This window comes from Chryseobacterium sp. IHB B 17019, from assembly GCF_001456155.1.
GTDB lineage: Bacteria > Bacteroidota > Bacteroidia > Flavobacteriales > Weeksellaceae > Chryseobacterium.
Genome location: NZ_CP013293.1, coordinates 2,325,783 through 2,348,549 on the forward strand (window position 1 = coordinate 2,325,783; position 22,767 = coordinate 2,348,549).

Below are 22,767 nucleotides of genomic sequence, written 5' to 3' on the forward strand. Positions count from 1 at the left end.
TCAAGCATACAAAAGATGAAAATCTTAGATTTCAAAACTTAAACGGCCTTTCAACGTTTCTTTATTAAACTTAAAATATAAAGTTGATGAAATCTTTGTGACATTTGCGGTTAAAAAAAGGCAAAAGATAGAATCCATTGCCTTATAAATATTTAAAATAAAATTTTTATGCTAAAGTCAGTCCAAGCTTTTCCGCTTCTACAATCACAAATTTTCTTGCTTCTTCCTTATCATTTCCAATCTCTCCTTCCAGAATAGCTTCTTTTACTTTTTCCTTTAAAATACCGATTTCCCTTCCAGGCTTAAGATTAAACATCTCCATAATTTCTTCACCGGAAATAGGCGGTTGGAAATTCCTTACCTGATCTTTTTCTTCAACCTCCTTGATTTTTACCGCAACATATTCAAAGTTTTTCTTGAATTTTTCCTGTTTTTTGGAGTTTTTTGTCGTGATATCAGCTTTGCAAAGAGTAAATAAATCCTCAAGATTTTCTCCGGCATCAAACAGCAATCTTCTCAAAGCAGAATCTGAGGCATCGTCTGTAATCAAAGCGATTGGACGCGATGAAAGCTTTACCATTTTCTGAACGTACTTCATGTCCGGACCCAACGGTAATTTCAGTCTCTGAAAAAGGTTTTTTGTCATTTTTGAGCCTAAAAACTCGTGTCCGTGAAAAGTCCAGCCTGTACCTTCAACAAACTTTTTTGTCGGAGCTTTTCCGATGTCGTGAAGGAGTGCGGACCAACGAAGCCATAGGTTATCCGTGTTTTCGGAGATATTGTCTACCACTTCCAAAGTATGATAAAAGTTGTCTTTATGGGTTTGTCCTTCCACCTCTTCTACTCCTTTAAGATCGATTAATTCAGGAATAATTAATTTCATTAAACCTGTTTGTTCCATTAATTTTAATCCAATTGAAGGTTTTTGGGAAAGCATGATTTTATTAAACTCAACCATAATTCTTTCCATTGAAACAATCTTAATTCTTTCAGCTTCCTTACGAATCGCTTCCAAAGAATTTTCTTCAATCTGAAACTGTAAAGTCGATGCAAAACGAATCGCTCTCATCATTCTCAACGGATCATCAGAATACGTTTGAGCCGGTTCCAAAGGCGTTCTTAAAATCCCTTTTTCAAGGTCATCAATTCCGTTGAAAGGGTCTATTAATTCACCAAAATTATCTTTATTTAAAGAAATTGCCATTGCATTAATGGTAAAATCCCTTCTTTTCTGATCGTCTTCAATCGTTCCGCCTTCTACATCCGGTTTTCTGCTGTTTTCGTTGTAGCTCTCCTTTCTGGCACCTACAAATTCCAGTTCCAGATCTTTGTATTTAATCATCGCCGTTCCATAGGTTTTAAAAACGGAAACTTTCATTTTCGGATCGATTTCTTTGGCTACGTTTTGGGCAAGTTCAATTCCGCTTTGTTCAGTTACAAAATCAATATCCGTAGAAGCTTTTCTCTTCATCAACAAATCCCGGACATAACCGCCAACAACATACACCGACTGATTATTTCCAGCCGCGACTTCAGAAATTATTTTGAAAAGCTTTAGATTTTTATTTTGATTAAGATTGATGAACATTTTTATTGATGTTAGATATTAAATGTTAGATATTAGACTTACAATTAATTAAAATTGTCAACAATATCTAATGTAAAACCACTAAGAAATTAAGAGTACAGCCTTGACGAATATTCTTAATGCCTTAATGGTTACACGATTTTGCAAAGATAATTAAATTCTTCTTTTACTCGCGAAGGACTTTTATTCTGTTATCACTCCAGATTTTTATCACCGATGAACCCGAATATTTGGAGACTTTTTCACGGTCTTCTTCCACTGCGTAATCTACGAGATCAATAATTTCGGGCGAAATATCAGAAAATTTCAACGGACTTTTATCTCCACTGAAATTGGCAGAAGTTGAAACCAGAGGTTTATTTAATTTTGTGATTAATTTTTTACAAAAATCATTTTTCACCAAACGGATTCCTATACTTCCGTCTTCTGCTAATAATTCTTTCGGTAAACCTCTTGGATTTTCGTAAACGATTGTTACTGGTTTTTCACTAAGATCAATAATTTCCCAAGCCATTTCCGGAACATCAACCAAATCCTGAAGTCTCTTTTCTGTTTCCACCAAAATGATCATGGATTTGTTTTTTTCACGTTTTTTAATTTCGAAAATTTTGTTGATCGCTTCTATATTTGTAGCGTCACAGCCGATTCCCCAGATAGTGTCTGTTGGATAGAGGATTGTTCCGCCGGATTTTAGTATGTTGATAATGTTTTCCATAATTATTTTATATTTTCTTCATATTCGATTTTACTTTTCATAATGTAAGGGTTTCTTGAAGAAAAAACTATTGTTTCATAATCTCCTACATTTTTAAGGGTATCTTTCAAATAAATCACTTTGCTAATTTTATTTTTATCATATTCAAGGTTTACATGCGCTCTTTTAGAACCTTTATAATATGAAATATTATCAATTCTTACTATTCTCTCAATTCTATAATAAGTTAAATCTGTTCTTTCTACAAAATTTACGATTTTATAAAACAAAAAAATGAAAAAGAAAAGTAGAGGGAAAGCAAATGATGAAAATAGTTTCTTAATTCTTTTGGATATTAACAATCCTTTTTTCTCATAAAAAAAATTATTAAATACCAATGTGAATGGAGAAATAAAACCGATCTCTTTAAGATTATTAAAAATAATTTTACTACTTATAAGCGTACTTAAATAACCTACTCCTATCCAGCAGAGCATCACAGAAAATACGATAATAAAAAATTCTGAAGTTCCTTGATCTATCCGCCACCACGAAATATATGCTATGAAGAATGAAATCCCTAAAAATAGAATTGAAAACAGGAAATATAGTGTTAATATTTTAAGATTGTTATTCATAAACAACTATACTTAACCCTTTCTAAATTAATCATATTCTCCATAAATCAGTTTTTATCATCACAATTTCGGCAAATACCTTTCCTCAATAATATTCAAATGATGGTAATTATGCCCAACGATCAATTTCCCGATAGTTTCTACAGAAATTTGGTTTCCGTTGGCTGTTCCGATGTTCTTTAAGGCAGATGGATTCATTGTTTCCAGCAAGACTTGGGAAGATTTTCTAACCAATTTGTATTCTTCCAGTAAAGATTCTAAGCTTCTTTCATTGGCAAAAGACTGATTAGCGTACAGTTCTTCGTCAAAACCAGGTAGCTCATTTTGATCACCTCTTGCAAAAGCCAGAATACGGTACTGAAAAACCCTTTCTGTGTCTGATAAATGCAGAAGTAACTCCTTCAATGTCCATTTTCCTTCGGCATAAGCAAAGTTGGATTGCTCTTCTGTAAGTTTTGAATATATTTCAGTGGTTTTTTCTCCTGATTTTTTTAATTCCTCCAACCAGTTTTCGGATGGAATATTATCTAAATATCTCTGAACGTATTTTTGAAAATCTGACATTTTTTTAGTTATAAGTTATTAATTATGAGTTATGAGTTGTGAAAATTCACAATTGACAATTATCCGTTCGTCCATTCATAGAAGTTTACGGAATCATATATTTCGAAGCCGCAGCTTGGATATAAACGGTTTCCGATGTCATTGCTTTTTCCGGTTTCAAGTAAAATTCCACTGGCGTCGGTTGATTTTGCCAGTTCTTTGGATATTTCAATTAACTCTTTTGAAAAGCCTTTTCCGCGGTAATTTTCGTTGACATACAAATCATTCAACAGCCAGTAACGCTTCATTCTTGTTGAAGAAAGATTGGATATAGCTGAACGAAACCAATTAACTTACCATCATTTTCAGCTACAAAAATTTCTGAATCTTGTTTTTCAATTCTTTCTTTTAAAAATTTTTCTGCTGCAGGAACATCAGAATCTTTATGGTAAAAAATCCTGTATTGATCGAATAACTCCGCTAGTTGATGTAAATCCTGTAAGATGACTTTTCTGATCATTTTATTGAAATTAAAACTTTGTCAAAGATTTTAAACTTTGACAAAATACATTATAAGTGATGGTCGTAGCTTAGAACACGTTTCATTTTCCAGTCTTTGCCTTCTAAAACCCAGAGAATGGTAAATTTTGCGCGACTACCTTTGTTCCATTTTCCATTGGACAGCTCAAAGAATTCGTGCTCGCCTTCCTGTACGAAAGCATATAAAGCGTTCTTATTGTACAGCGGATAGACCTTCATAGTATTTGGAACGAGCTCACGTTTTATTTTGTTTGGACTGCTGCAGATATTATTTTTAATGGAAGCTGTGAAAGCCTCTTCTCCAGAGGTAATTCCGCCCTTGTCATGATAAAATTCCAAATCTTTGCTGACTATGGATTTATAATGAGAAAGATCACATTTATTAAAGCCTATATCGAAAATCAAACTGTCCAGCTTTTTTGCTGTTTTATATAATTCATCGGTATTTTTTACCTGAGAATATGCAATTTGACTTACAATTAGCAATAATAGAATTTGGATCTTTCTCATTATGTTTTGTTTTAAATTATAACAATCTGTCATTCTGACGAAGGAAAAATCTTTATTCATTAAAATAGATTCTTCATTACGCTTCGCTGCATTCAGAATGACAAAAGCAACTTTTTATAATTAAGAAAATGCTCTTTCCAGATCTGCGATCAGGTCTTCCGCATCTTCGATTCCAACGCTCAAACGAACCAAATCATCAGTAATCCCAAGTTCAGCACGCTTTTCAGCAGGAATGGATGCGTGAGTCATCAAAGCAGGGTGATTGGCCAGAGATTCTACTCCACCCAAAGATTCTGCTAACGTGAAAACTTTTAGTTTTTCTAAGAATTTAATAGCATCTTCTTTTTTTCCTGATTTGAAGGTGAAAGAAACCATTCCTCCAAAATCTTTCATTTGAGATTTTGCAAGTTCATATTGTGGATGAGATTCTAATCCCGGGTAAACTACCTGAGCAACTGCAGGATGATTTTCAAGATATTTCGCTACTGCCATTCCGTTTTCCGAGTGTCTCTGAACTCTTAACGCAAGAGTTTTAATCCCTCTTAAAACCAGATAAGAATCATGAGGACCTAAAATTCCTCCGCTTGCAAACTGAATAAAATGTAGTTTTTCTCCCAACTCAACATCTTTAGCAATCAAAGCTCCGGCGATAACATCGGAATGACCACCCAAATACTTTGTCGCAGAGTGCATTACAATATCAGCTCCCAGATCAATTGGTCTCTGAAGGTAAGGGGTTGCGAAAGTGTTGTCAACTGCAACAAGAATATTTTTTCCTTTTGCAATTTCTACAACAGCCTTGATATCAACTAACTTCATCAACGGATTGGTTGGAGTTTCAATCCAGATTAATTTAGTTTTATCTGTAATTACATCGGCAATTTTAGAAGCATCATCAAAATTAACGAAAGTAAATTTCAATTGATATTTTTCGAAAAGCCTAGTGAACATTCTGTAGGTTCCGCCATACAAATCATCCACTGCAATTACCTCATCTCCAGGATTTAATAATTTTAAAACACAGTCGATTGCTGCCAATCCGGACCCGAACGCCAAACCTCTCGCTCCATTTTCAATGCTTGCCAAAGAGTCTTCCAAAGCCTGCCTTGTAGGGTTTGCTGCTCGTGAATATTCATAACCGGAATGTACTCCCGGGCTTTTTTGTGCGAATGTAGATGTTAAAAATACAGGAACATTTACGGAACCTGTTGCAGATTCGTGGTGCTGTCCTCCGTGGATAACTTTTGTATTAAAATTCATACTTTTTTGCTTTAGGCTTTAAGCTTTAGGCAATAAGCTTTCCTTACTGCTAAACTTACTACTATTAATAAATATTTTGGCTAGGCTGCATGCAAAAAGCTTACCGCTTACTGCTTAAAGCCTATTGCTTTTTTACATTTTTATTGCAGATTTCACTGCGAACTCCTCAGCCATCTCTTCTATCCATTGTGCTACATCTTCTTCGCCTGTTGCTCTCTGGTAAGTATTTCCAAGAGACACTAGAATCTGATGGATAAACATTTTCATCTGATCAACGGGCATTTCTTTTGTCCAAAGGTCAATTCTCAATGCTTCCATCGTCTTCTCATCCCAAACAGAGATCATTGTCGCTTTTGTTTCCTCCTTCTCGATCCCGCCATCTTGGGCGTTCCATGTGATGTTTTCCGGAATATGATTCTCGTCCAGCTCTACATCTATCGTAATCTGAGTTTTTCTCATAACGTTCTATTTATTTCTAATAATTTTAAACTTTTTCTAATCTCTAATTTCTAACTTCTAATCTCTAAATCTTACTCCAATTTCGGCTTATACCCCGCCTGATTAAAAATCATTGTAGCATCCATATTCAGGAATTCCTGCAACTTTGTATCTGGTTTTTGCTTAAAATAAGCCTTACAAATCTGCCATCCGGTGAAAATTCCGATCTGTGGAGAAGATTCATTATCAATTTCCGTATAAAACTTTGAAAACGGCCCCGGAGCGATAAAACGGTCTTCCAGTCTGTGATCGTCACCAAAAATCAGGTTGTTTTCCACAAAATAATTCCAGATGTTGGCTTCATTTGCGACTGCCCATTCGTATTGTTTTTGAGTATAATTCATTTTTAAATACCCGGGATAAGTCGGTAAAAAAGCATCTTTAAGAATCATGATCTTTCCATTAAGAATCATCATATCAATAAATTTCTGATGATCAGGAGACTCTTTTACAAAACCTTCGGCAAAAATTTGTGCAACTTTTGGGACGATATTATTGGGGTTCATGGTTTTCTGGAAATACAGTTCCAATCCTTTATAATTCGGGTTTCCGTCACCCATAAAGCCTGTAATATCTATAAACAGGAGATTTCCTTTTACATCATAAAAAATAGGATCCTGAATCATCTGTAAGGCCGATGAAAACAGAAAAACTTTGGGGCTTTTAAATTTCGGAAAATAATATTTTATATGGGAAAATAAATCCTGAAGATCTGCTTGAAGCTTTTTCTGATCAATTTTTGCAACCGCTTCATTATAGATTTTTATTTCTTTTTGATCTGTTCTCCGCTTACCGAAATCTGCATCACTTACCGTCCCTTGAAACCATGGAAATTCAGCCTTAAACTGATCCAAAGGAATATTCTGATCATAAAACTCTTTAGAAATATCTGTAATTTCCACCTTTTCGGCAGGATTTTTGACTTCAACGTTCCATTGATTTTGAGATTCTTTTTTACAAGAAGCCAAACTCAAAACTAACAATAAAGAAAGTGCAATAGTTCTGAAAATCTTCATATTTTTACATGAAATTAATGTTTACAAAAATAATGAATTAAAGATAATTTAATGATGAAAAAGAAAATAATTACAATCCTTACTTTTTTGCTCGCTTTTTCCTATATCGGCGCGCAAAAGCTCACTTTTACCGATAAAAATTTTGAAAAAGCCGTTGTGGCAAATTTTGATCTGAATAAAGATGGAGCAATTGACCAATCCGAAGCTGATAAGGTTACTAACTTATTTGTATCCAACAAAATACAGGTAAGATCAGCAGAAGACGTCAACCTTTTTAAAAATGTCCAGACCATTGTTCTGGATGGTTCAATTATGATAGCCATGGACCTGAAGAATCTCAATAATCTGACATTATTTTCCTGTGAAGCATGTAATTTATTAACATTTAAAGGTGAAAATCTTAAAAATTTAAAGTCACTTTATCTTAACAATAATAAGCTTAACCAGATTTCACTTAAAAATACTCCGGAAATTAATGAATTAATAATATCATCCAACGTACTGCAAAGTATTGATGTAAGCCCGCTCAGCAAGTTAATTACTTTGAATCTGGAGAATAACCAAATTAAAAACCTGGATGTTTCGCAAAACCCGAATTTAGAAAGTTTAAATATCAACAATAATCCTTTAACAGAAGCGGATATTAAAAGAGGAAAAGTGGCGGCAAAACCCAGCAATCCTGTTGGTTCGTCTATCCCCGCAAATCCTTCATCAGTTCAGACAAATCCCACTTCTGCTCCACAAAAAAAAGCCAATGGAAATAAAAAGTGAACGACTGATCCTGAGAAAATTTGAAGAATCGGATGCCGAACGTATGTTTCTTCTGGATTCTAACCCTGAGGTGATGAAATACATTGGTATTCCACTTGTTTCGGACATCAGTGAATCAAAAAATATTATTAAAATGATCCTTCAGCAATACACCGACAATGGAGTCGGAAGGCTTGCCGTAATTGAAAAGGAAAGCGGACTTCTTATAGGCTGGAGCGGATTAAAATTATTAACCCAGGAGATTAACGGCTACAATAATGTTTATGATCTCGGCTATCGCTTTTTACCTGAATATTGGGGAAAAGGCTATGCTTTTGAATCTGCAAAAGCTTCGCTGGAATTTGGATTTAATGATTTAAAAACAGACACAATTTATGCTCACGCTCATTCTGAAAATGAAGGTTCTAATTATATTTTAAGAAAATTAGGCTTTGAAAAAACAGGCGAATTCACAGAACCGGACGGGATCTGCTTCTGGTATGAGCTAAAACGCAACAAATTCCTTTAAAAATACTTTCCAAACTTTTAATTTTGATATTCATTTAATTGACAAAAATATAAACAATGCAGACACAAAAAGTAATAGACCATATTGTAAACTGGCTGAGAGATTATGCTGTAAAAGCGAATGTAAAAGGGTATGTAATCGGAGTTTCGGGGGGAGTGGATTCCGGGGTGGTTTCTACGCTTTGCGCAATGACGGGGCTTGAGGTTTTGCTTTTGGAAATGCCGATCCGCCAGAAAGAAGATCAGGTAAACCGAGCTCAGGATCACATGGAAGATCTGAAAAAAAGGTTCCCAAATGTGCAGGGAAAAACCATCAACCTGACTCCTGTTTTCGAAAGTTTTGAAAATGTTGTTCATGATCATGTAGAAGGAAGATGGAGCAATAATCTGGCTTTGGCCAATACAAGATCCCGTTTCAGAATGTTGAATTTATATTATTTTGGCCAGCTTCACGGCCTTCTGGTTTGTGGAACAGGAAATAAAGTGGAAGATTTCGGGATTGGTTTTTATACAAAATATGGTGATGGTGGTGTTGATGTTTCGCCAGTTGCGGATCTTTATAAAACAGAAATTTATGAGCTTGCAAAAGCATTAAACTTAATTGAAAGCATTCAAAATGCCATTCCTACGGACGGACTTTGGGATGCGGAAAGAACTGATGAAGATCAAATCGGGGCCACTTATCCTGAGCTGGAAAAAATTCAAAAAGAATACGGCATAAAAACCGCCGAAGACTACGAAGGCCGCGATAAGGAGGTTTTCATGATCTTTGACAGGATGCACAAAGCTGCAAAACATAAAATGGTTCCCATTCCGATCTGTGATATTCCGGAAGAATGGAGGAATTAATTTTGAGTTATGAGTTATAAATTATGAGTCTTGAGTTATTGCATGTCTTCATTTGACCTGTGGTGACGAAATTGACAATTCACAATTGACATTTAATATTATGAACGGTAAAACGAGATCGCTTTTTTTCATCTGTTTAGGACTTCTTTTCGGGATGTCTATGATGTATATTTACAATAATTTTATTGCTGATAAAAATCCAGCTTCAGCGAATACAGCTGTTGAATACGGAAAAGTAAATGAAAAGCCGGGAAATACTTCCCAACAAAGCATTGATCAGTTAACAGAAGAAAAAACGGTGATCAACTATGTAAAACAAAACCACAGGCTGCCTGATTATTATATCACAAAAAATGAAGCCAGAAAACAGGGATGGAATCCTTCAAAGGGAAATCTTTGCGATGTTTTACCGGGAAAAGCGATTGGCGGAGATAAGTTCAGTAACCGGGAAGGAAATCTGCCGCAAAGTGAAAAATATTTTGAAGCAGACGTTAATTACAATTGCGGAAACAGAAATTCAGATCGCATTGTTTTTACAAAAAACGGTGATGTTTATCTTACTAAAAATCATTATAAAAGCTTTGAGAAGCAATAACCTAAGAAAAAGTTATGAAAACAATATATATAGATTTTACGGATATAGGAGATTACGAAGATTTTTATGTTCAATTAAAAGAAAAACTTCCGCTTCCTGAACATTTTGGGGATAATCTGGATGCACTTTTTGATGTTGTTACAGGCGGGCTTGAAATGCCGCTACACATCGAATTTGTCAATATGACAGTGGATCAACTGGAACTTTTTGAAGATCTTTTAACCACTCTGGAGGATGCTGAGGAAGAATTGGAAGATTTTACTTTCACTTATTTTCTTGAACAATATGAAGACGGAGAAGATACTGAAGAGTAAGAACATTATTTCCTAAATAATAAAACTGTCCTTAGTGGCAGTTTTTTTATGCAAATACATCTTATAAAAAATTTACAATAGATTTTAAATATTAATATCAGTAAAACGGAGAATTTTTATTTTTTTAAAATATTTTTTTTCAATCTTCATAATTAAATGAAATAAATACACCTCTACTTTTATTAAATTAACAATAAAAAGCAACGATAAATAATATTAATACATAAAATCTATAAATAAATTACAATAGTATTCAATAAATAGAGAAATATTTTATATATTTATCACAACATAAAGACTAAATGTTATAAGGAAAAATAATTTATTTTTTTAGTATTTGTATAGTTCATTATTTTTAAATGATCAGATAGGAATAGGAACAGCAATATCTAATAAAATGCTATGCAGGAACACTAATAACACTATAGTCAGCCATTACTTACACAGTATTCTGAATGTGCTTGCCGGAAGTTCTACCATAGCCTTAAAGGCGATGGAACAAGTGATACCCGGTATAAATTACATTTGGGAATGGAAGTTCAGACATGTCCAGATAATGGCAACAGCTGTAAAATAATTTTTTTTCATCATTATTAATATTTTAAATTGCAAAACCCGCAGAAATTCTGCGGGTTTTTTTGGTCTAGTTAAGTGTGTATTGCCTAATTTATTTAATGTTTGATAAACCTAAATTCAATGAAACTTCCCCTTTCACGAAAAATAATTCTAACACATAATTCTCTTCAGATAAAAACGAAACATCATCTGACTCTCAACAGATGAGAACGTCTTTACCCTGACCGACCATTATAAAAATTCTACTTTCTTATTTTTATCCGTGGAATTGATTTCTATTCCACAATTTTTCCCAACTTGAGAAATTGCAAACGGAAGACATAGTCACTCCGTTTATAGCAATTCCTAACTAACTGAGATTATTTTAATTAACACAACCACTCCTACTGTTTTTTATAAAGCCTCCTCCAGCCATTGGAAGCTCCGGGAAAGGTCTAAAAAAAGCCGTTGTACCCTTCCACAATCTGCAGAAACTCCCGTCGCAACGCACCTCTGAAGAAGGCAGAGGAATTGGATGTGCTATGTATTATTTAAAAGACCGTCTTATGTATAATTTCCTGCTGCTATTACCATTAACTGTTCATTATCATAAACAATTAAGCAGGAAATTATACGCAAGCAATTCAAATTTTCCAGCTTTATTATTTTGAATTGGTGGAAACAATATTAATATTATATTTACCCATTCAAAAGCTTTTGACTTACATAATTCATGAAATTTAAAAGAATTAAAAATTTAAACAATTAAAAATCAATATTATACAAAAACTCTACTTTGAAGACAGATTTTAAGAAGATTGAAAAAAAAATACCAAAAACCACTTTTTCACGAAAAAGAATGTGGCTAAAAAAATTCGTGACAGTGCTTATTTTGCAGTTTTTCGGATTTATAACAGCTCAGTCAAGTCCGGATTTCTACATTCTGTCGGATAAAGCTTTTCAAAAATTATATCAAAATCCGGATGACTGTATCAATTACTCTTTAAGCATTTTGAACAGTGATAAGAATATTGAGCATAAAATTGTTTTACGAAATATCATTTCTCAGGCCTATGCAATGAAAGGCGATTATGTGCAATCTGCCAGTACAGCCAGCCATAAGGAAGATGCCGGTGAAAATGAAACGCTGTCCTATTTCGTACAGACTTTCATTGACTACAATCTTGCAGATCAGTATCAAAATCTGGATTTGTACAACCAATCACAAAAAATAATCAGCAACCTATTGTCTGATAGTAAATTATTAAAAAATGAAGATCAGAAAATACGGATAACTGTTGCTAAATTGTATCAGCTTCAGGCTCTTAATCTTGGAATCAACCGGAATCTTACTACCGCTTTAGAAAATCTTGATAAAAGTGATCAATATATTGATAACCACAATGAAGAGAATAAAATCATCGGTTTTGAAAACAAAATTTTCCGGTCTGCTTATTTATTAAGGCAAAATCATCTTCCAGAAGCCAGACAAACAATTGAAAATGTAATCTTGAGTCTTGAAAAAGAGGAAAATCAGCCTTATTTGTCAGCTTTGGCTTATGAAAATTATTCGCGGTATTATTTTCAGAAAGGCGATTATACTGCAGCGAATTACCAATTAGAAAAAGCACTTTCAAAAGTTGAAAAACTTTCTTTTAATCCCCTGAAAGCCAGAATCTACGAATCTTTGTCTAAAAATTATCTTGCCCTTCATAATGATGAAAAATACCATGACTATAATAAGCTTTATATAGATCTTAAAACAAAAATTGACGCCAGCACAAAGGAAGGAATCCGGTATATTGTAAAATTAGCGGAAAACTCTCAGAATAAAAGTATTGAATTTCAAAAACAAAATCAGTTTAAGCGTTTCTGGATTTTAACTTTAATTATCTTATTGGCTATCATAGGTTTAATTATTTATTTTTTAATCTTAAAAAACAAGAACAAAGAATTAAAAAAACAATTTGAATTCTTTGAAAAACAGAAAAAAAGGGAGAAAATAATTCCGGACAACATTCAGGTTTCAAAAGAGAAAAATGATCTTTGTATTAATAAAAATATAGAAAAAGATTCTAATAAAATTTCCAAAGAAAAAGAATGCGAAATTCTCCAAAAACTGGAAGAATGGGAACAATCTGATCAATATCTCAGCAAAAGTATGTCACTTTCCATGCTTTCTGCACAAATGGGAGTCAATACAAAATATCTTTCTGAGGTTATTAATAATAACAAAGGCAAAAATTTCAACGGATATATTAATGAATTAAGAATCAACCATATTGCACATCTGTTGAAAACCGATTCTACATATCTCAACTATAAAGTAAGCTATCTTGCAGAGTATTCCGGATTCTCGTCCCACAGCGCGTTTACAACCATTTTTAAATCCGTGACGGGAATGTCTCCGAACGCGTATATTCAGGAAATCAGTAAAAGCAGAACATCATGAAATTTATTATAAAAAGTATTTTAATTCTGCTTGTAGTTTTCCAAATTTCAGTTTTTGGACAGAAAACCCAGGATGATTCCTTGCTCACAATAGCCAATCTGGAAATTTATGATAACCCTGAAAAATCCATCAACATCGTAAAAAGCCTGCTCAAAAAAGAGAAGGATATAAATAAATCGGTCACACTTTATATGCTGCTTTCAACAGCAAATATTGCGCAGAGAAACTTTGATGAATCTTTGAAATATATTTTAAAAGCGAAAGAACTGGCGCAAAAAACAAGTGACCTGAAAACCCGGACCAGAGTTCTGGTTTCTGTTGCCATACAGTATCAGCAGATGGAATTGTTCAGTAAAAGCCTGGAAACGCTTGATGAAGCCGAGCAATACCTATCCCAGATTCCCGATAATATCCCGGAAAAAAACCTTGAAACTGCAAGAATCTATGCCATTCGGGGAATGATCTACAAGAGCCAGTCGAATTCTGAAATTGCCCTTGAAAAATTTTTAAAATCTATTGAAAGCTTTGAAAAAATAAAATCTGGAGAAACTATCAATGCCAATAAAAGTGTTGTCTATTACAATATCGGATACTGCTATCTTAATCTGAATCAAAATGATAAGGCTGAGCGGGCTTTTTTACAATCCATCAGCTATGCGCAAAAAAATAAAGCAAAAAGCCTTGAAGCCTTCGCATTAAAAGGAATGGCAGAGCTTTATAAGCAAAAGCGTGAAAACCAAACTGCCCTGAACCTTCTGATTAAAGCTGAAAATCTTTGTAAAAATACAGGTGATCTCGTTCTGAACGCCGGAATTTACAAGGAGATGGCAGACAATTATCTGGCAATGAGAAACCAGGACCTTTATCAGAATTATAACAGGAAATATTTTGAAATGCAGTTCAGGAAGCAGCAAAATGAGCTTAATTCCATCAATCAGGTCATCGACAATCACAATAAAGAAACTTTACTGAAAAGCAAAAATCTAAAAAACAGACATCAGCTTTTAATGGCTTCGGCAGTCGGATTAGGAATACTTATCATTGCGATATTGCTTATACTGGTCATCAAAATAAGGAAACAGAATAAAAAATACCATAAAGAAATCCAACAGCTCATCCGGTCCTGATTTCGGAATATTATTCCTAAAACCCCATAAATAAGCAATTATAGGGCATCTATGTGGTACTTATTAATTTTTAAACAATATGTTTATTTGTTAATTTTATCTCAAATTAATAATAACAAAATATGATCATCAGTGAAAACCTGTTGTTTTCGTATGGAGCTGAGCTGCAAAATTTTAACTCCGGTGAATTTATCTTTGAAGAAGGAAGCACGCCAAAATATTACTTACAGATAAAAACCGGAACAGTGAAGCTGAGCAGCTTTATCGAAGACGGCAAAGAGTTTATACACGGGATTCCCTTTGATGGTCACTGCTTTGCCGAAACCTACATTTTTCATAATAAAAAGTATGCTGTAAATGCAATAGCCATTACAAATTGCGAAATTATAAGACTGGAAAAAAAACGTATTTCCCAGCTTTTAATAAAAAATCCTGAGCTTATTCTCAATATGTATTCGTATACCGCAGATCGTATGCATTACAGATATGTGGTTTCCGCTCCGTTTTCTTTTCAGGATCCTTTAACTAAACTGAACCTTATCATGAATCATATTAAAAACAATTTTGGATTCATAGAAAAATTTTCATTTGCCATCCCGTATACAAGGCAGCAGTTGGCTTCGCTCACCGGAATGCGCATAGAAACTGTAATACGAGCCATTAAAAAAATGGAACAGCAAAATATTGTGAAAATTGCCAACAGTAAAATTTACATTTAAACAGCTATTTTAATTAAAATTTAAACTAAAAAATCCTTAACCGAAAACAGTTAAGGATTTTCATTTTTATATAAACTTTATGTTATTTTCCAATAGCTTCCGTGATCGGGTTTCCGACATTTCCGCTTGGGAACTGGATTTTTAATAATGCAGAAAGCGTAGGCGCAATATCCGTCATATTATAGGGTTTATTGCTTTCACCGCGCTGAATTCCCCAGCCCATAAAAATCAACGGAATATGGGAATCATAGGAATTCCAAACACTATGTGTGGTTCCTGTTTTTGCATAAGTAGGAAGCATGGAATCATGTGAAATCAACTGGATATCACCACTTCTCTCGCGATTGATCCCATTAATAATTCTTTGTTTAATAGGCTCGGGAATGGTAGCCTCCTGAACTTCCGTCACAGAAACTGCATATAAAACCGTAGGATCTTTTTCCAATTCTTTAATGGTAAAATCTTTTACATCTTCCAGCTCGATCTTATTTTCTTTCAACAGCTTTCTATCAAAATAAACCTGATAATTATCCACGGCATTGATTAATTTATCAACCCCGAATTTATCTTTTAATTTTTGGTTAACGCTTTTCTCCATTCCATCGCCGAAGAAACCTGTTGCAATTTTATGCTCCTGCAAAAATCCTACAGAATGCGCCCCACCGTGGTCTGCAGAAAGGAAAACCGTGTACTGCCCTTTTCCTACTTTTGAATCTAAATAACTAAAAAACTGTGCTAAATCCTGGTCTAATCTTAAATAAACATCTTCAACTTCAATAGAATTCGGACCGAATTTGTGACCTGCATAATCTGTTGATGCTAAATTAACTGCCAACATATCCGTAATATCATCACTTCCTAGCTTTTCTCCTTCCACAGAAGCTTCTGCCAGCTTCAAAGTCAGCGTATTTCCGAAAGGTGTATAGCGAATATTGTCTTTTCTGGCCTGATAATCAGCTGCTAAATTACTGTAAGGAAAAGTGGGCGTTTTTGCACTTCCCAACAAGCCTTCCCATGAAGAATTATCCGGTGAACTTTCCGTATATTGATTGATCGGAAGTAAGGTATTCCATCCGTTTGCTACTAATTTATCCGCCAAATTCTGAGAATTGAAAGCCTTCAACCATTGTGGCAGATCATTCATATACCAGGTGCTCGTGATAAAATCTCCCGAAGAATCATCAAACCAGTACGCTCCGTTCGGAGTGTGGCCGGCCGGAAGAATTGAGGCACGGTCTTTCAAAGAGACACCAATTACTTTTCCCTGAAAATTGGTTGCCAGTCTTAATTCATCCGAAATTGTTGTAGACCAAAGATTTTTCGGGGAATGGCTTCCTACTTTTACATTGGTAGTCCCCACCGGTTTTACATTTTCGTCTGTTGTACAATATACATTTTGCCCTGTTTCCTTGTCTGTCCAGTCGTTGCCTGCAATCCCATGAATCGCCGGAACTGATCCCGTATAGATGCAAGCATGTCCCAAAGCCGTAACTGTAGGAACATAGGGAATATTAACATTATTTAAAGAATATCCTGTATTTAAAAGCCTTTTAAAGCCATCATTTCCATATTTGCCGTAAAAACGGTACAAATAATCCCATCTCATCTGGTCTACTACCAATCCTACCACCAATTTTGGCCTTTCTAACTGAGAATTTCTGTTCTTCTGCGCATTGATTGTGAAAACGGATAAAAAAGTAACCGCTGCAATCGAAATTTTCCTAAGCATTAAGTAAAAATTTTATTAAAAACAAAGGTACGAGTTTTGAATTTTGGGTATATGAAATTTTGATTAATTTTGAAAAAACCCAAACGTCATTTACTTTTTTCACTAAATACTTTTTAATTAATGAAAATTATCAGACCTTTTCTTTTATTTATTTCAATTCTTTTGTTTGGCTGGCTTTTTATGAGTAATATCAATCTCATTAATGTTGCAGCGACACTTAATGAAGCAGAAATAAGCTCAGAAACTGCAAAGGTGAACAGTTTTACCGACATTAATCAGCTTAAAGAATTCACAATTGAAAAGATCAATTACCTGGAAATAATCAGAAAACGATTTTCAGAAAACGCTGTGATAAGACTGGCTGTCATATCAATTCTGATCCTTTTACAAATTATACTTTATTTCACAAAAGGAAATTTTTTACAACCGAAATCATTAGATTTTTAATCAGAATGGAAATCAGAAAACTAGAAAAACTAACCGGAAATCCGACATTAAACTGGGGACTCAATGGCTATGAGACCGACACAATCTTTGTTGTTTCATCTATTGAAATGTCCGATTCTTTTGAATTTAATTTAAGGGAGAAAAAACAACATTATAAGAAAATATGGGAAACAAATGAAGAAGATATTGCTGAACTGAATCAGGTTATTGAACAGGGACATTCTTTTGGAGCCTTTCATGAAGATCAGCTGGTTGGTTGGATTATCTGCGATTACAGAGAATGGAATAACAGTCTTTTTATTGAAAACCTGCTGATCAGTGAGCAGTTCAGAGGACAGAACATCGGAAGATTATTGATTAAAAATGTTAACCGAAAAGCAAGAGAACTGCAGTGCAGAATTGTAGAGCTGGAAACTCAGAACACCAATTTTCCCGCTATAAAATTTTATCAAAAAGCAGGCTTTCTATTCACTGGAATTAATACAAAATTATATAATGACTCTTCGGAAACAGCTTTATTCATGAGCTTTGATGTCATGCTATAAACTCTTTTTAATAAATAATTTTTATTGATATAGAAGTATTATCTTTAAAATTTACTTATTATGAGGAAAATTACATTTATTTTATTCTTTTTTCTATTCCAGCAATTGGTGTTTGCACAAAAGGATCAATATTATCATTTTATAAAAACCTGGAACTTCGTAAAATACTATCATCCTGATCTTGCAAGCGGTAGAATTAATGCAGACAGTTTGTTTTTAGCAAATGTTGAAAAAATAAATTCCGGGCAAAACATTAACGAAATTATCCGGCAATTAACCGGCAATCTAAATACAAAGTTTTCAGGCTCTCCGATTATTGATACTCAAAAAGATATACTTTCTGAAAACCAAAATTTCGACTGGTTTCAGAAAAATAAAAAAATTGACGCTGAAAATAAGATTCTGCTTAATATTATTTACAAAAACAGATTTGATTACGGGCTTTTAGAAAATGGTAAATCAGTGAGTGATGAAAAAAAATATCCGTTTCCGAAAGAAGAGAATCTTCCTCCGGGCTACAGATTATTAGCTTTAGCAAAAATTCAGGGCATTGTAGATTATCTCTTTCCTCATAAATATCTGATGGATAAGAATTTTGATTCTTTTTACACAAATTTATTGGAAGAAGCAGTAAAATCCCCGTCCAGAAAGGATTTTGAAATTATACTTGCCAAGGCAGTTTCAAAATTTGAAGACAGTCATGCATTAAGTTTTTACCGCCAGTTGAATTATAAAAGTGAAATTTTTAATGGTTCTTATTTTGCACCATTTGATTTTCAGATTGTTGATGATTATATTTTGGTTACCCATCTTATTTTTCCGGAAATTTGTTCAAAAGCTCAAATCAAAGTGGGTGACAGAATAACGGTGATTAACGGCAAAAATATTTCTGATGTTATTAAAGAAAAAAGAGAATTGCTCTCAGTTTCCAACACGGAAAAGCTTTTATATGTACTTTCAAAATATGAGAATAATCTGATCTGGACAGATAATCTGCCTCAAAAATCACTGAAATTCCAGTCTACAAAAGACAAAAATCATTCTGTGAAAATTGATATGGTTGATATACGTGATCAGGCAAAATATGCTGTTATAATGGATTATTTAAAGGAAAAGATCCAAAAGAAAGAAAATCGCAAACTTATTCATCATGATATAGCTTATTTTAAAATCAATCAGACTTTACAGTTTATCGACAATATTGCTGATGACAAAATAGATGCTGTGATGGACAGTATTTTGAACGATGCTTCACAGAAAAAAGCCATTGTTTTTGATATGAGAGCTTATCCGGACTGGGGAGGTTTTGTCTATCATTACATTTACAAATATTTCTCTCCCGCTGAAAATTATTTTGGAAAATATTATAAGCCTAATTTAAAAAATATCGGAACCTACGTATACAAGGATTACGATTATTTCCCGTCAATTCCTGGCAAAACAACCCATCAATACAAAGGAAAAGTCTTCATTCTCGTCAATCCTGAATCTCAAAGCGCAAGCGAATGGTACAGCATGGCTCTTCAGAAAATTTTTCCGCAATCTTTAACAATCGGGCAACAAACTGCCGGCGCAGACGGAGATTTGGTTAAAGTTAATCTACCGGGTGGTTATCTTTTAGAATTTACCGGAAACGGAATCTTTTATCCCGATAATTCCCAAACCCAACAAACAGGGATCAGAATTAATGAATTAATTAAATATAAAGATCAGGATATCCTGGAAAACCGCGACCTTGAATTTGAGAGGGTTTTGAATCTCATTAAATAAACGAACGAAACTTCATCGACAAAAACTATAAAAGGTATTTGAAATTTTATTTTGTACTAATTGGTACAATTATATACCTTTGTCCTATCAAAATGAAAAAATGGCAGGCAGACCAAAAATTTTCAATGAAGAAGAAGCTATAGCAAAAGCAACTGAAGTTTTTAGAAATAAGGGCTATGATACCGCTTCTGCAGAGGAATTGCTGGAAGCTATGGGAATTGGAAAAGGAAGTTTTTATCTGGCTTTTAAAGGTGGAAAACAAGAATTGTATGTTCGCTCAATTAAACAATTTGCTGAATATTTTAACCAAAAAATAGCTCAGGCTATTGAAAATTCGGATAATCAGATTGAGTTTATAAAACAATTTTTCTTAAGTCTTGCCGATGCAAAAGATTGTGATGTTGATAGAGGCTGTTACCTCGGAAATGCTCTTGTTCAGCTTTCTGAAAAAGATGAAAGTATCAAAAAAATTACCGCTGAATTACTGAAAGGCTTGCAGAATATTTTTGCCGCAACAATTAAAAAAGCTCAGGAAAGCGGACAGTTGAAAAGTCAGGAAGATCCGGAAATTTTAGCATGGCATTTGACTAATCTTTGGAACGGAATTCATGTAACAAGACGAATGGAAAATTCTCCGGAGATCCTTCGTTGTATGATTAAAATGAATTTAAAATTATTAGAATAAATTTTTTTCACATATTTTGTACTAAATAGTACAATATTTAAAATTTAATAAAAATTAAACAAACAAATTATTATGAACACAACAAACAACACCATCTTAATTACTGGCGGAGGTTCAGGAATCGGTTTAGAAATTGCAAAAGCATTAAGCCCTGCGAATAAAATCATCATCGTTGGAAGAACTAAAGAAAAATTAGAAGCAGCCGCTAAAGATTTAGAAAATGTTTTCACCATTCAGGCTGATATCACGAATGAAGCTGATATTGACAGATTGTATGAAGAAGTAAAAACGACTTTCGGAAGCATCAATATTTTGATTAATAATGCAGGAAATGCTTATGTTCACAATCTTGCGAACGACGGAGACATTTACAGCAAAGCATTGGCAGAATTTACTACCAATTATTTTGCGCCGATCAGATTGACAGACAAATTCCTTCCCTTATTAAAACAACAAAACGAAGCAGCCATCGTGAATGTTTCGTCTATCGTTGGATTGGTTCCGGGCTCTCATGTTCCGACTTATTCAGACTCAAAAGCTGCGCTTCACTCCCATACCAGGTTGTTGAGATACGAACTGGCAAAAGATACCAACGTAAAAGTTTTCGAATTGATGCCACCATTGGTAGACACAGATTTTTCCGTAGAAATCGGAGGCAGAGAAAACGGAATTCCCGCTTCGGATGTTGCCGAAGACCTTGTAAAAGCACTTCAGGAAGATATTTATGAAATTCGCGTTGGAAATACAGGTTTGCTGTACGACAATTTCTTTGCAACTACGGAAGGGGCTTTCGCGACTTTTAATAATTAAAATTTTCGTCATTCCTGAGAAGGTTGATTCCATATATTTTATCTCTCACGGGTTTTTCTGTGGGGGATTTTTTATATTAAGAATGAATTTAGATTGTAGCTTAGAGTTCCTATTATTTTTTTATTAAAGTTAAAAGGAAAATATGCATCTTTGAAGAAACAAAAACTAATATTACTCGTCATGAAATACTTTTCTTATTTACTTTTAACGATATTCTCCTTTCAATATATAAATGCTCAGAAAAGAAATTTTAAATGTGAAAAAGTATATGACGCCGTAAAACTTATAGATGAAAAAAAGTATGATGAAGGGATTACTATATTAAAAGAATGTGAGAAAGTAGATCCTGCAGATTATACTTATCCATACGAAATTGCTTATGCCTTGATAAAAAAAAAGAACTACAAAGAAGCAATTTCACAACTGGAAAAAATAAAAAAATATGAAAATATAGCGGCAGATTATTTTCAGTTGCTTGGAAACACCTATGACTACGATGGTAACCCAGATAAAGCAATAAAAACTTACGATGAAGGATTAAAAAAATTCCCGAATGCAGGTAGGCTGTATTTAGAAAAAGGAATTATGTACGAACTTGATAAACCTTTGGAAGCCATAAAAATATATGAAAAAGGAATAGCTGTGGATCCTGCATATCCTTCAAACTATTACAGAGTTTCAAAATTATACTTAAAATCGAATGATAAATTTTCCGGTTTGATTTATGGTGAAATTTTCCTCAACCTAGAGCGAACGACATCCCGTTCACAAGAAATCAGTGAACTACTTTATGAAGGCTACAAAAAATCTATCACAATTGAATCCAAAGAGATAAAAAGAGTGGATTTCTGTGAAGTCGTAATTGATGCACAAAATTTTGAGAATGATAAAAAGTTTCCTTTATGTATGATTTTTGGGAAAAACTTCATTCTTTCCACTTTAAACCATAAAGAATTTAATCTCGAAAGTTTAGTCACGATGCGTAATCAGTTTGTGAAAGAATATTTTAAAAAAGACTATAAAGAATATCCTAATGTACTGTTCAGTTATTTCAAGAAAATGGAAGACAGTAAAGTTCTCAATGCTTACAATCATTATATTTTTCAGATAGGTGACGAACAGGCTTTTAAAACATGGCAAATTAATAATCAAGCTGAGTATGATAAATTTGTAGATTGGTATACAACTAAAGAAAATGGTCTTAAGATTGACACTAGAAATGTATTTATATCAGATCAAATAAAATAATTATCGATTGCTATTAAGTTGAAAACACTGAAAATTATTTCCATACTTTTTTATTCATTCATCCTTCTTATGGGTACAATAATACCTATTCCTTTCATTTTCTGGCTTGCTTATACAGTCTTTTCTTTCGGAAATATTGATCAGATTTTTGCTATACTAGGAATTATTGGGATTATTTTGAGCTTTATTAAATGGAAAAATGATATTTTAATATCAATAATAAGTTTTGCATTAATGCTTTCTCCAATAATAAGCAGATTATTACAAATTCCAATTTATAAATTTAATTATCTTGGATTTATCATTCCATTTTCAATTTTTGTTTTATTGTATTCAGTTTTTATAATTTTGAAATAT

At 33.6% G+C, this 22,767-nt stretch carries 25 protein-coding genes; 14 read left to right on the top strand and 11 right to left on the bottom strand.

What is annotated here, in order from left to right; translation table 11 throughout:
* Positions 1–166: 166 nt before the first annotated feature.
* The 10 genes from ATE47_RS10725 to gldB form a co-directional block, all read right to left on the bottom strand.
* A complete protein-coding gene (locus ATE47_RS10725; RefSeq protein ID WP_062161971.1) occupies positions 167–1,588 on the bottom strand; it encodes a CCA tRNA nucleotidyltransferase in 1,422 nt (473 codons plus the stop codon).
* Positions 1,589–1,754: 166 nt separating this feature from the next.
* Entirely contained in the window at positions 1,755–2,303 is a 549-nt protein-coding gene (locus ATE47_RS10730) for an L-threonylcarbamoyladenylate synthase (protein ID WP_062161972.1), read from the bottom strand.
* Between the two features lie 2 nt (positions 2,304–2,305).
* On the bottom strand, positions 2,306–2,920 hold the full coding sequence (locus ATE47_RS10735) for a hypothetical protein (protein WP_150114819.1): 615 nt from the start codon (positions 2,918–2,920) through the stop codon (positions 2,306–2,308).
* 60 nt (positions 2,921–2,980) lie between these two features.
* Positions 2,981–3,484 (bottom strand): DinB family protein, encoded by a 504-nt coding sequence (locus ATE47_RS10740; protein ID WP_062161974.1) that lies wholly within the window; start codon positions 3,482–3,484, stop codon positions 2,981–2,983.
* A 59-nt stretch (positions 3,485–3,543) separates the two neighbouring features.
* On the bottom strand, positions 3,544–3,771 hold the full coding sequence (locus tag ATE47_RS19475; RefSeq protein WP_335338417.1) for a GNAT family N-acetyltransferase: 228 nt from the start codon (positions 3,769–3,771) through the stop codon (positions 3,544–3,546).
* On the bottom strand, positions 3,768–3,983 hold the full coding sequence (locus ATE47_RS19480) for a GNAT family N-acetyltransferase (RefSeq protein WP_335338418.1): 216 nt from the start codon (positions 3,981–3,983) through the stop codon (positions 3,768–3,770). The genes ATE47_RS19475 and ATE47_RS19480 overlap by 4 nt, the downstream gene beginning before the upstream one ends.
* 50 nt (positions 3,984–4,033) lie before the next feature.
* Positions 4,034–4,513, bottom strand: coding sequence for a DUF4440 domain-containing protein (locus ATE47_RS10750; protein ID WP_062163516.1), 480 nt, complete (start codon positions 4,511–4,513; stop codon positions 4,034–4,036).
* 120 nt (positions 4,514–4,633) lie between these two features.
* Positions 4,634–5,773: a cystathionine gamma-synthase gene (locus tag ATE47_RS10755; RefSeq protein ID WP_062161975.1), complete on the bottom strand. Its 1,140-nt coding sequence runs from the start codon at positions 5,771–5,773 to the stop codon at positions 4,634–4,636.
* A gap of 132 nt (positions 5,774–5,905) precedes the next feature.
* Positions 5,906–6,232, bottom strand: a complete 327-nt coding sequence (gldC, locus tag ATE47_RS10760) for a gliding motility protein GldC (RefSeq protein WP_062161976.1) — start codon at positions 6,230–6,232, stop codon at positions 5,906–5,908.
* A gap of 71 nt (positions 6,233–6,303) precedes the next feature.
* Positions 6,304–7,287, bottom strand: a complete 984-nt coding sequence (gene gldB / locus ATE47_RS10765) for a gliding motility lipoprotein GldB (RefSeq protein WP_082632569.1) — start codon at positions 7,285–7,287, stop codon at positions 6,304–6,306.
* A 51-nt stretch (positions 7,288–7,338) separates the two neighbouring features.
* Between gldB and ATE47_RS10770 the strand changes: the two genes are divergently transcribed.
* From ATE47_RS10770 to ATE47_RS10805, 8 genes are all read left to right on the top strand, one after another.
* On the top strand, positions 7,339–8,058 hold the full coding sequence (locus ATE47_RS10770) for a leucine-rich repeat domain-containing protein (protein WP_062161977.1): 720 nt from the start codon (positions 7,339–7,341) through the stop codon (positions 8,056–8,058).
* Positions 8,042–8,566 (top strand): GNAT family N-acetyltransferase, encoded by a 525-nt coding sequence (locus ATE47_RS10775; protein ID WP_185097085.1) that lies wholly within the window; start codon positions 8,042–8,044, stop codon positions 8,564–8,566. Before ATE47_RS10770 ends, ATE47_RS10775 begins: the two co-directional genes overlap by 17 nt.
* Positions 8,567–8,622: 56 nt before the next feature.
* Complete coding sequence (gene nadE, locus ATE47_RS10780; RefSeq protein WP_062161978.1) at positions 8,623–9,414, top strand: NAD(+) synthase; 792 nt, start codon at positions 8,623–8,625, stop codon at positions 9,412–9,414.
* A 100-nt stretch (positions 9,415–9,514) separates the two neighbouring features.
* The gene (locus tag ATE47_RS10785) at positions 9,515–10,009 is read left to right on the top strand and encodes a ribonuclease domain-containing protein (protein ID WP_062161979.1); all 495 of its coding nucleotides are present in this window, start codon (positions 9,515–9,517) and stop codon (positions 10,007–10,009) included.
* 14 nt (positions 10,010–10,023) lie between these two features.
* On the top strand, positions 10,024–10,323 hold the full coding sequence (locus tag ATE47_RS10790; protein ID WP_062161980.1) for a barstar family protein: 300 nt from the start codon (positions 10,024–10,026) through the stop codon (positions 10,321–10,323).
* 1,414 nt (positions 10,324–11,737) lie between these two features.
* On the top strand, positions 11,738–13,330 hold the full coding sequence (locus tag ATE47_RS10795) for a helix-turn-helix domain-containing protein (RefSeq protein WP_150114820.1): 1,593 nt from the start codon (positions 11,738–11,740) through the stop codon (positions 13,328–13,330).
* Positions 13,327–14,457, top strand: a complete 1,131-nt coding sequence (locus ATE47_RS10800; RefSeq protein WP_062161982.1) for a tetratricopeptide repeat protein — start codon at positions 13,327–13,329, stop codon at positions 14,455–14,457. Before ATE47_RS10795 ends, ATE47_RS10800 begins: the two co-directional genes overlap by 4 nt.
* 122 nt (positions 14,458–14,579) lie before the next feature.
* On the top strand, positions 14,580–15,176 hold the full coding sequence (locus ATE47_RS10805) for a Crp/Fnr family transcriptional regulator (protein WP_062161983.1): 597 nt from the start codon (positions 14,580–14,582) through the stop codon (positions 15,174–15,176).
* Between the two features lie 82 nt (positions 15,177–15,258).
* On the opposite strand, the gene pafA is transcribed toward ATE47_RS10805, so the two are convergent.
* Positions 15,259–16,905 (bottom strand): alkaline phosphatase PafA, encoded by a 1,647-nt coding sequence (pafA, locus tag ATE47_RS10810; protein WP_062161984.1) that lies wholly within the window; start codon positions 16,903–16,905, stop codon positions 15,259–15,261.
* A gap of 120 nt (positions 16,906–17,025) precedes the next feature.
* Between pafA and ATE47_RS10815 the strand changes: the two genes are divergently transcribed.
* From ATE47_RS10815 to ATE47_RS10840, 6 genes are all read left to right on the top strand, one after another.
* A complete protein-coding gene (locus ATE47_RS10815; protein ID WP_062161985.1) occupies positions 17,026–17,352 on the top strand; it encodes a hypothetical protein in 327 nt (108 codons plus the stop codon).
* Between the two features lie 5 nt (positions 17,353–17,357).
* Positions 17,358–17,897: a GNAT family N-acetyltransferase gene (locus tag ATE47_RS10820; RefSeq protein WP_062161986.1), complete on the top strand. Its 540-nt coding sequence runs from the start codon at positions 17,358–17,360 to the stop codon at positions 17,895–17,897.
* Positions 17,898–17,957: 60 nt separating this feature from the next.
* Complete coding sequence (locus tag ATE47_RS10825) at positions 17,958–19,667, top strand: S41 family peptidase (RefSeq protein WP_062161987.1); 1,710 nt, start codon at positions 17,958–17,960, stop codon at positions 19,665–19,667.
* 100 nt (positions 19,668–19,767) lie between these two features.
* Positions 19,768–20,352 carry a TetR/AcrR family transcriptional regulator gene (locus tag ATE47_RS10830; RefSeq protein WP_062161988.1) on the top strand — a complete coding sequence of 195 codons (585 nt, stop codon included), beginning with the start codon at positions 19,768–19,770 and terminating at the stop codon, positions 20,350–20,352.
* A 72-nt stretch (positions 20,353–20,424) separates the two neighbouring features.
* A complete protein-coding gene (locus ATE47_RS10835) occupies positions 20,425–21,162 on the top strand; it encodes an SDR family oxidoreductase (RefSeq protein WP_062161989.1) in 738 nt (245 codons plus the stop codon).
* Positions 21,163–21,342: 180 nt separating this feature from the next.
* Positions 21,343–22,410, top strand: a complete 1,068-nt coding sequence (locus ATE47_RS10840) for a tetratricopeptide repeat protein (RefSeq protein WP_062161990.1) — start codon at positions 21,343–21,345, stop codon at positions 22,408–22,410.
* Positions 22,411–22,767: the final 357 nt, after the last annotated feature.

Bases quoted from the DNA above. Each gene is read 5' to 3' on its own strand.
- ATE47_RS10725 (WP_062161971.1), bottom strand. From the start codon at position 1,588: ATGTTCATCAATCTTAATCAAAATAAAAATCTAAAGCTTTTCAAAATA.
- ATE47_RS10730 (WP_062161972.1), bottom strand. From the start codon at position 2,303: ATGGAAAACATTATCAACATACTAAAATCCGGCGGAACAATCCTCTAT.
- ATE47_RS10735 (WP_150114819.1), bottom strand. From the start codon at position 2,920: ATGAATAACAATCTTAAAATATTAACACTATATTTCCTGTTTTCAATT.
- ATE47_RS10740 (WP_062161974.1), bottom strand. From the start codon at position 3,484: ATGTCAGATTTTCAAAAATACGTTCAGAGATATTTAGATAATATTCCA.
- ATE47_RS19475 (WP_335338417.1), bottom strand. From the start codon at position 3,771: ATGAAGCGTTACTGGCTGTTGAATGATTTGTATGTCAACGAAAATTAC.
- ATE47_RS19480 (WP_335338418.1), bottom strand. From the start codon at position 3,983: ATGATCAGAAAAGTCATCTTACAGGATTTACATCAACTAGCGGAGTTA.
- ATE47_RS10750 (WP_062163516.1), bottom strand. From the start codon at position 4,513: ATGAGAAAGATCCAAATTCTATTATTGCTAATTGTAAGTCAAATTGCA.
- ATE47_RS10755 (WP_062161975.1), bottom strand. From the start codon at position 5,773: ATGAATTTTAATACAAAAGTTATCCACGGAGGACAGCACCACGAATCT.
- gldC (WP_062161976.1), bottom strand. From the start codon at position 6,232: ATGAGAAAAACTCAGATTACGATAGATGTAGAGCTGGACGAGAATCAT.
- gldB (WP_082632569.1), bottom strand. From the start codon at position 7,287: ATGAAGATTTTCAGAACTATTGCACTTTCTTTATTGTTAGTTTTGAGT.
- ATE47_RS10770 (WP_062161977.1), top strand. From the start codon at position 7,339: ATGATGAAAAAGAAAATAATTACAATCCTTACTTTTTTGCTCGCTTTT.
- ATE47_RS10775 (WP_185097085.1), top strand. From the start codon at position 8,042: ATGGAAATAAAAAGTGAACGACTGATCCTGAGAAAATTTGAAGAATCG.
- nadE (WP_062161978.1), top strand. From the start codon at position 8,623: ATGCAGACACAAAAAGTAATAGACCATATTGTAAACTGGCTGAGAGAT.
- ATE47_RS10785 (WP_062161979.1), top strand. From the start codon at position 9,515: ATGAACGGTAAAACGAGATCGCTTTTTTTCATCTGTTTAGGACTTCTT.
- ATE47_RS10790 (WP_062161980.1), top strand. From the start codon at position 10,024: ATGAAAACAATATATATAGATTTTACGGATATAGGAGATTACGAAGAT.
- ATE47_RS10795 (WP_150114820.1), top strand. From the start codon at position 11,738: ATGTGGCTAAAAAAATTCGTGACAGTGCTTATTTTGCAGTTTTTCGGA.
- ATE47_RS10800 (WP_062161982.1), top strand. From the start codon at position 13,327: ATGAAATTTATTATAAAAAGTATTTTAATTCTGCTTGTAGTTTTCCAA.
- ATE47_RS10805 (WP_062161983.1), top strand. From the start codon at position 14,580: ATGATCATCAGTGAAAACCTGTTGTTTTCGTATGGAGCTGAGCTGCAA.
- pafA (WP_062161984.1), bottom strand. From the start codon at position 16,905: ATGCTTAGGAAAATTTCGATTGCAGCGGTTACTTTTTTATCCGTTTTC.
- ATE47_RS10815 (WP_062161985.1), top strand. From the start codon at position 17,026: ATGAAAATTATCAGACCTTTTCTTTTATTTATTTCAATTCTTTTGTTT.
- ATE47_RS10820 (WP_062161986.1), top strand. From the start codon at position 17,358: ATGGAAATCAGAAAACTAGAAAAACTAACCGGAAATCCGACATTAAAC.
- ATE47_RS10825 (WP_062161987.1), top strand. From the start codon at position 17,958: ATGAGGAAAATTACATTTATTTTATTCTTTTTTCTATTCCAGCAATTG.
- ATE47_RS10830 (WP_062161988.1), top strand. From the start codon at position 19,768: ATGGCAGGCAGACCAAAAATTTTCAATGAAGAAGAAGCTATAGCAAAA.
- ATE47_RS10835 (WP_062161989.1), top strand. From the start codon at position 20,425: ATGAACACAACAAACAACACCATCTTAATTACTGGCGGAGGTTCAGGA.
- ATE47_RS10840 (WP_062161990.1), top strand. From the start codon at position 21,343: ATGAAATACTTTTCTTATTTACTTTTAACGATATTCTCCTTTCAATAT.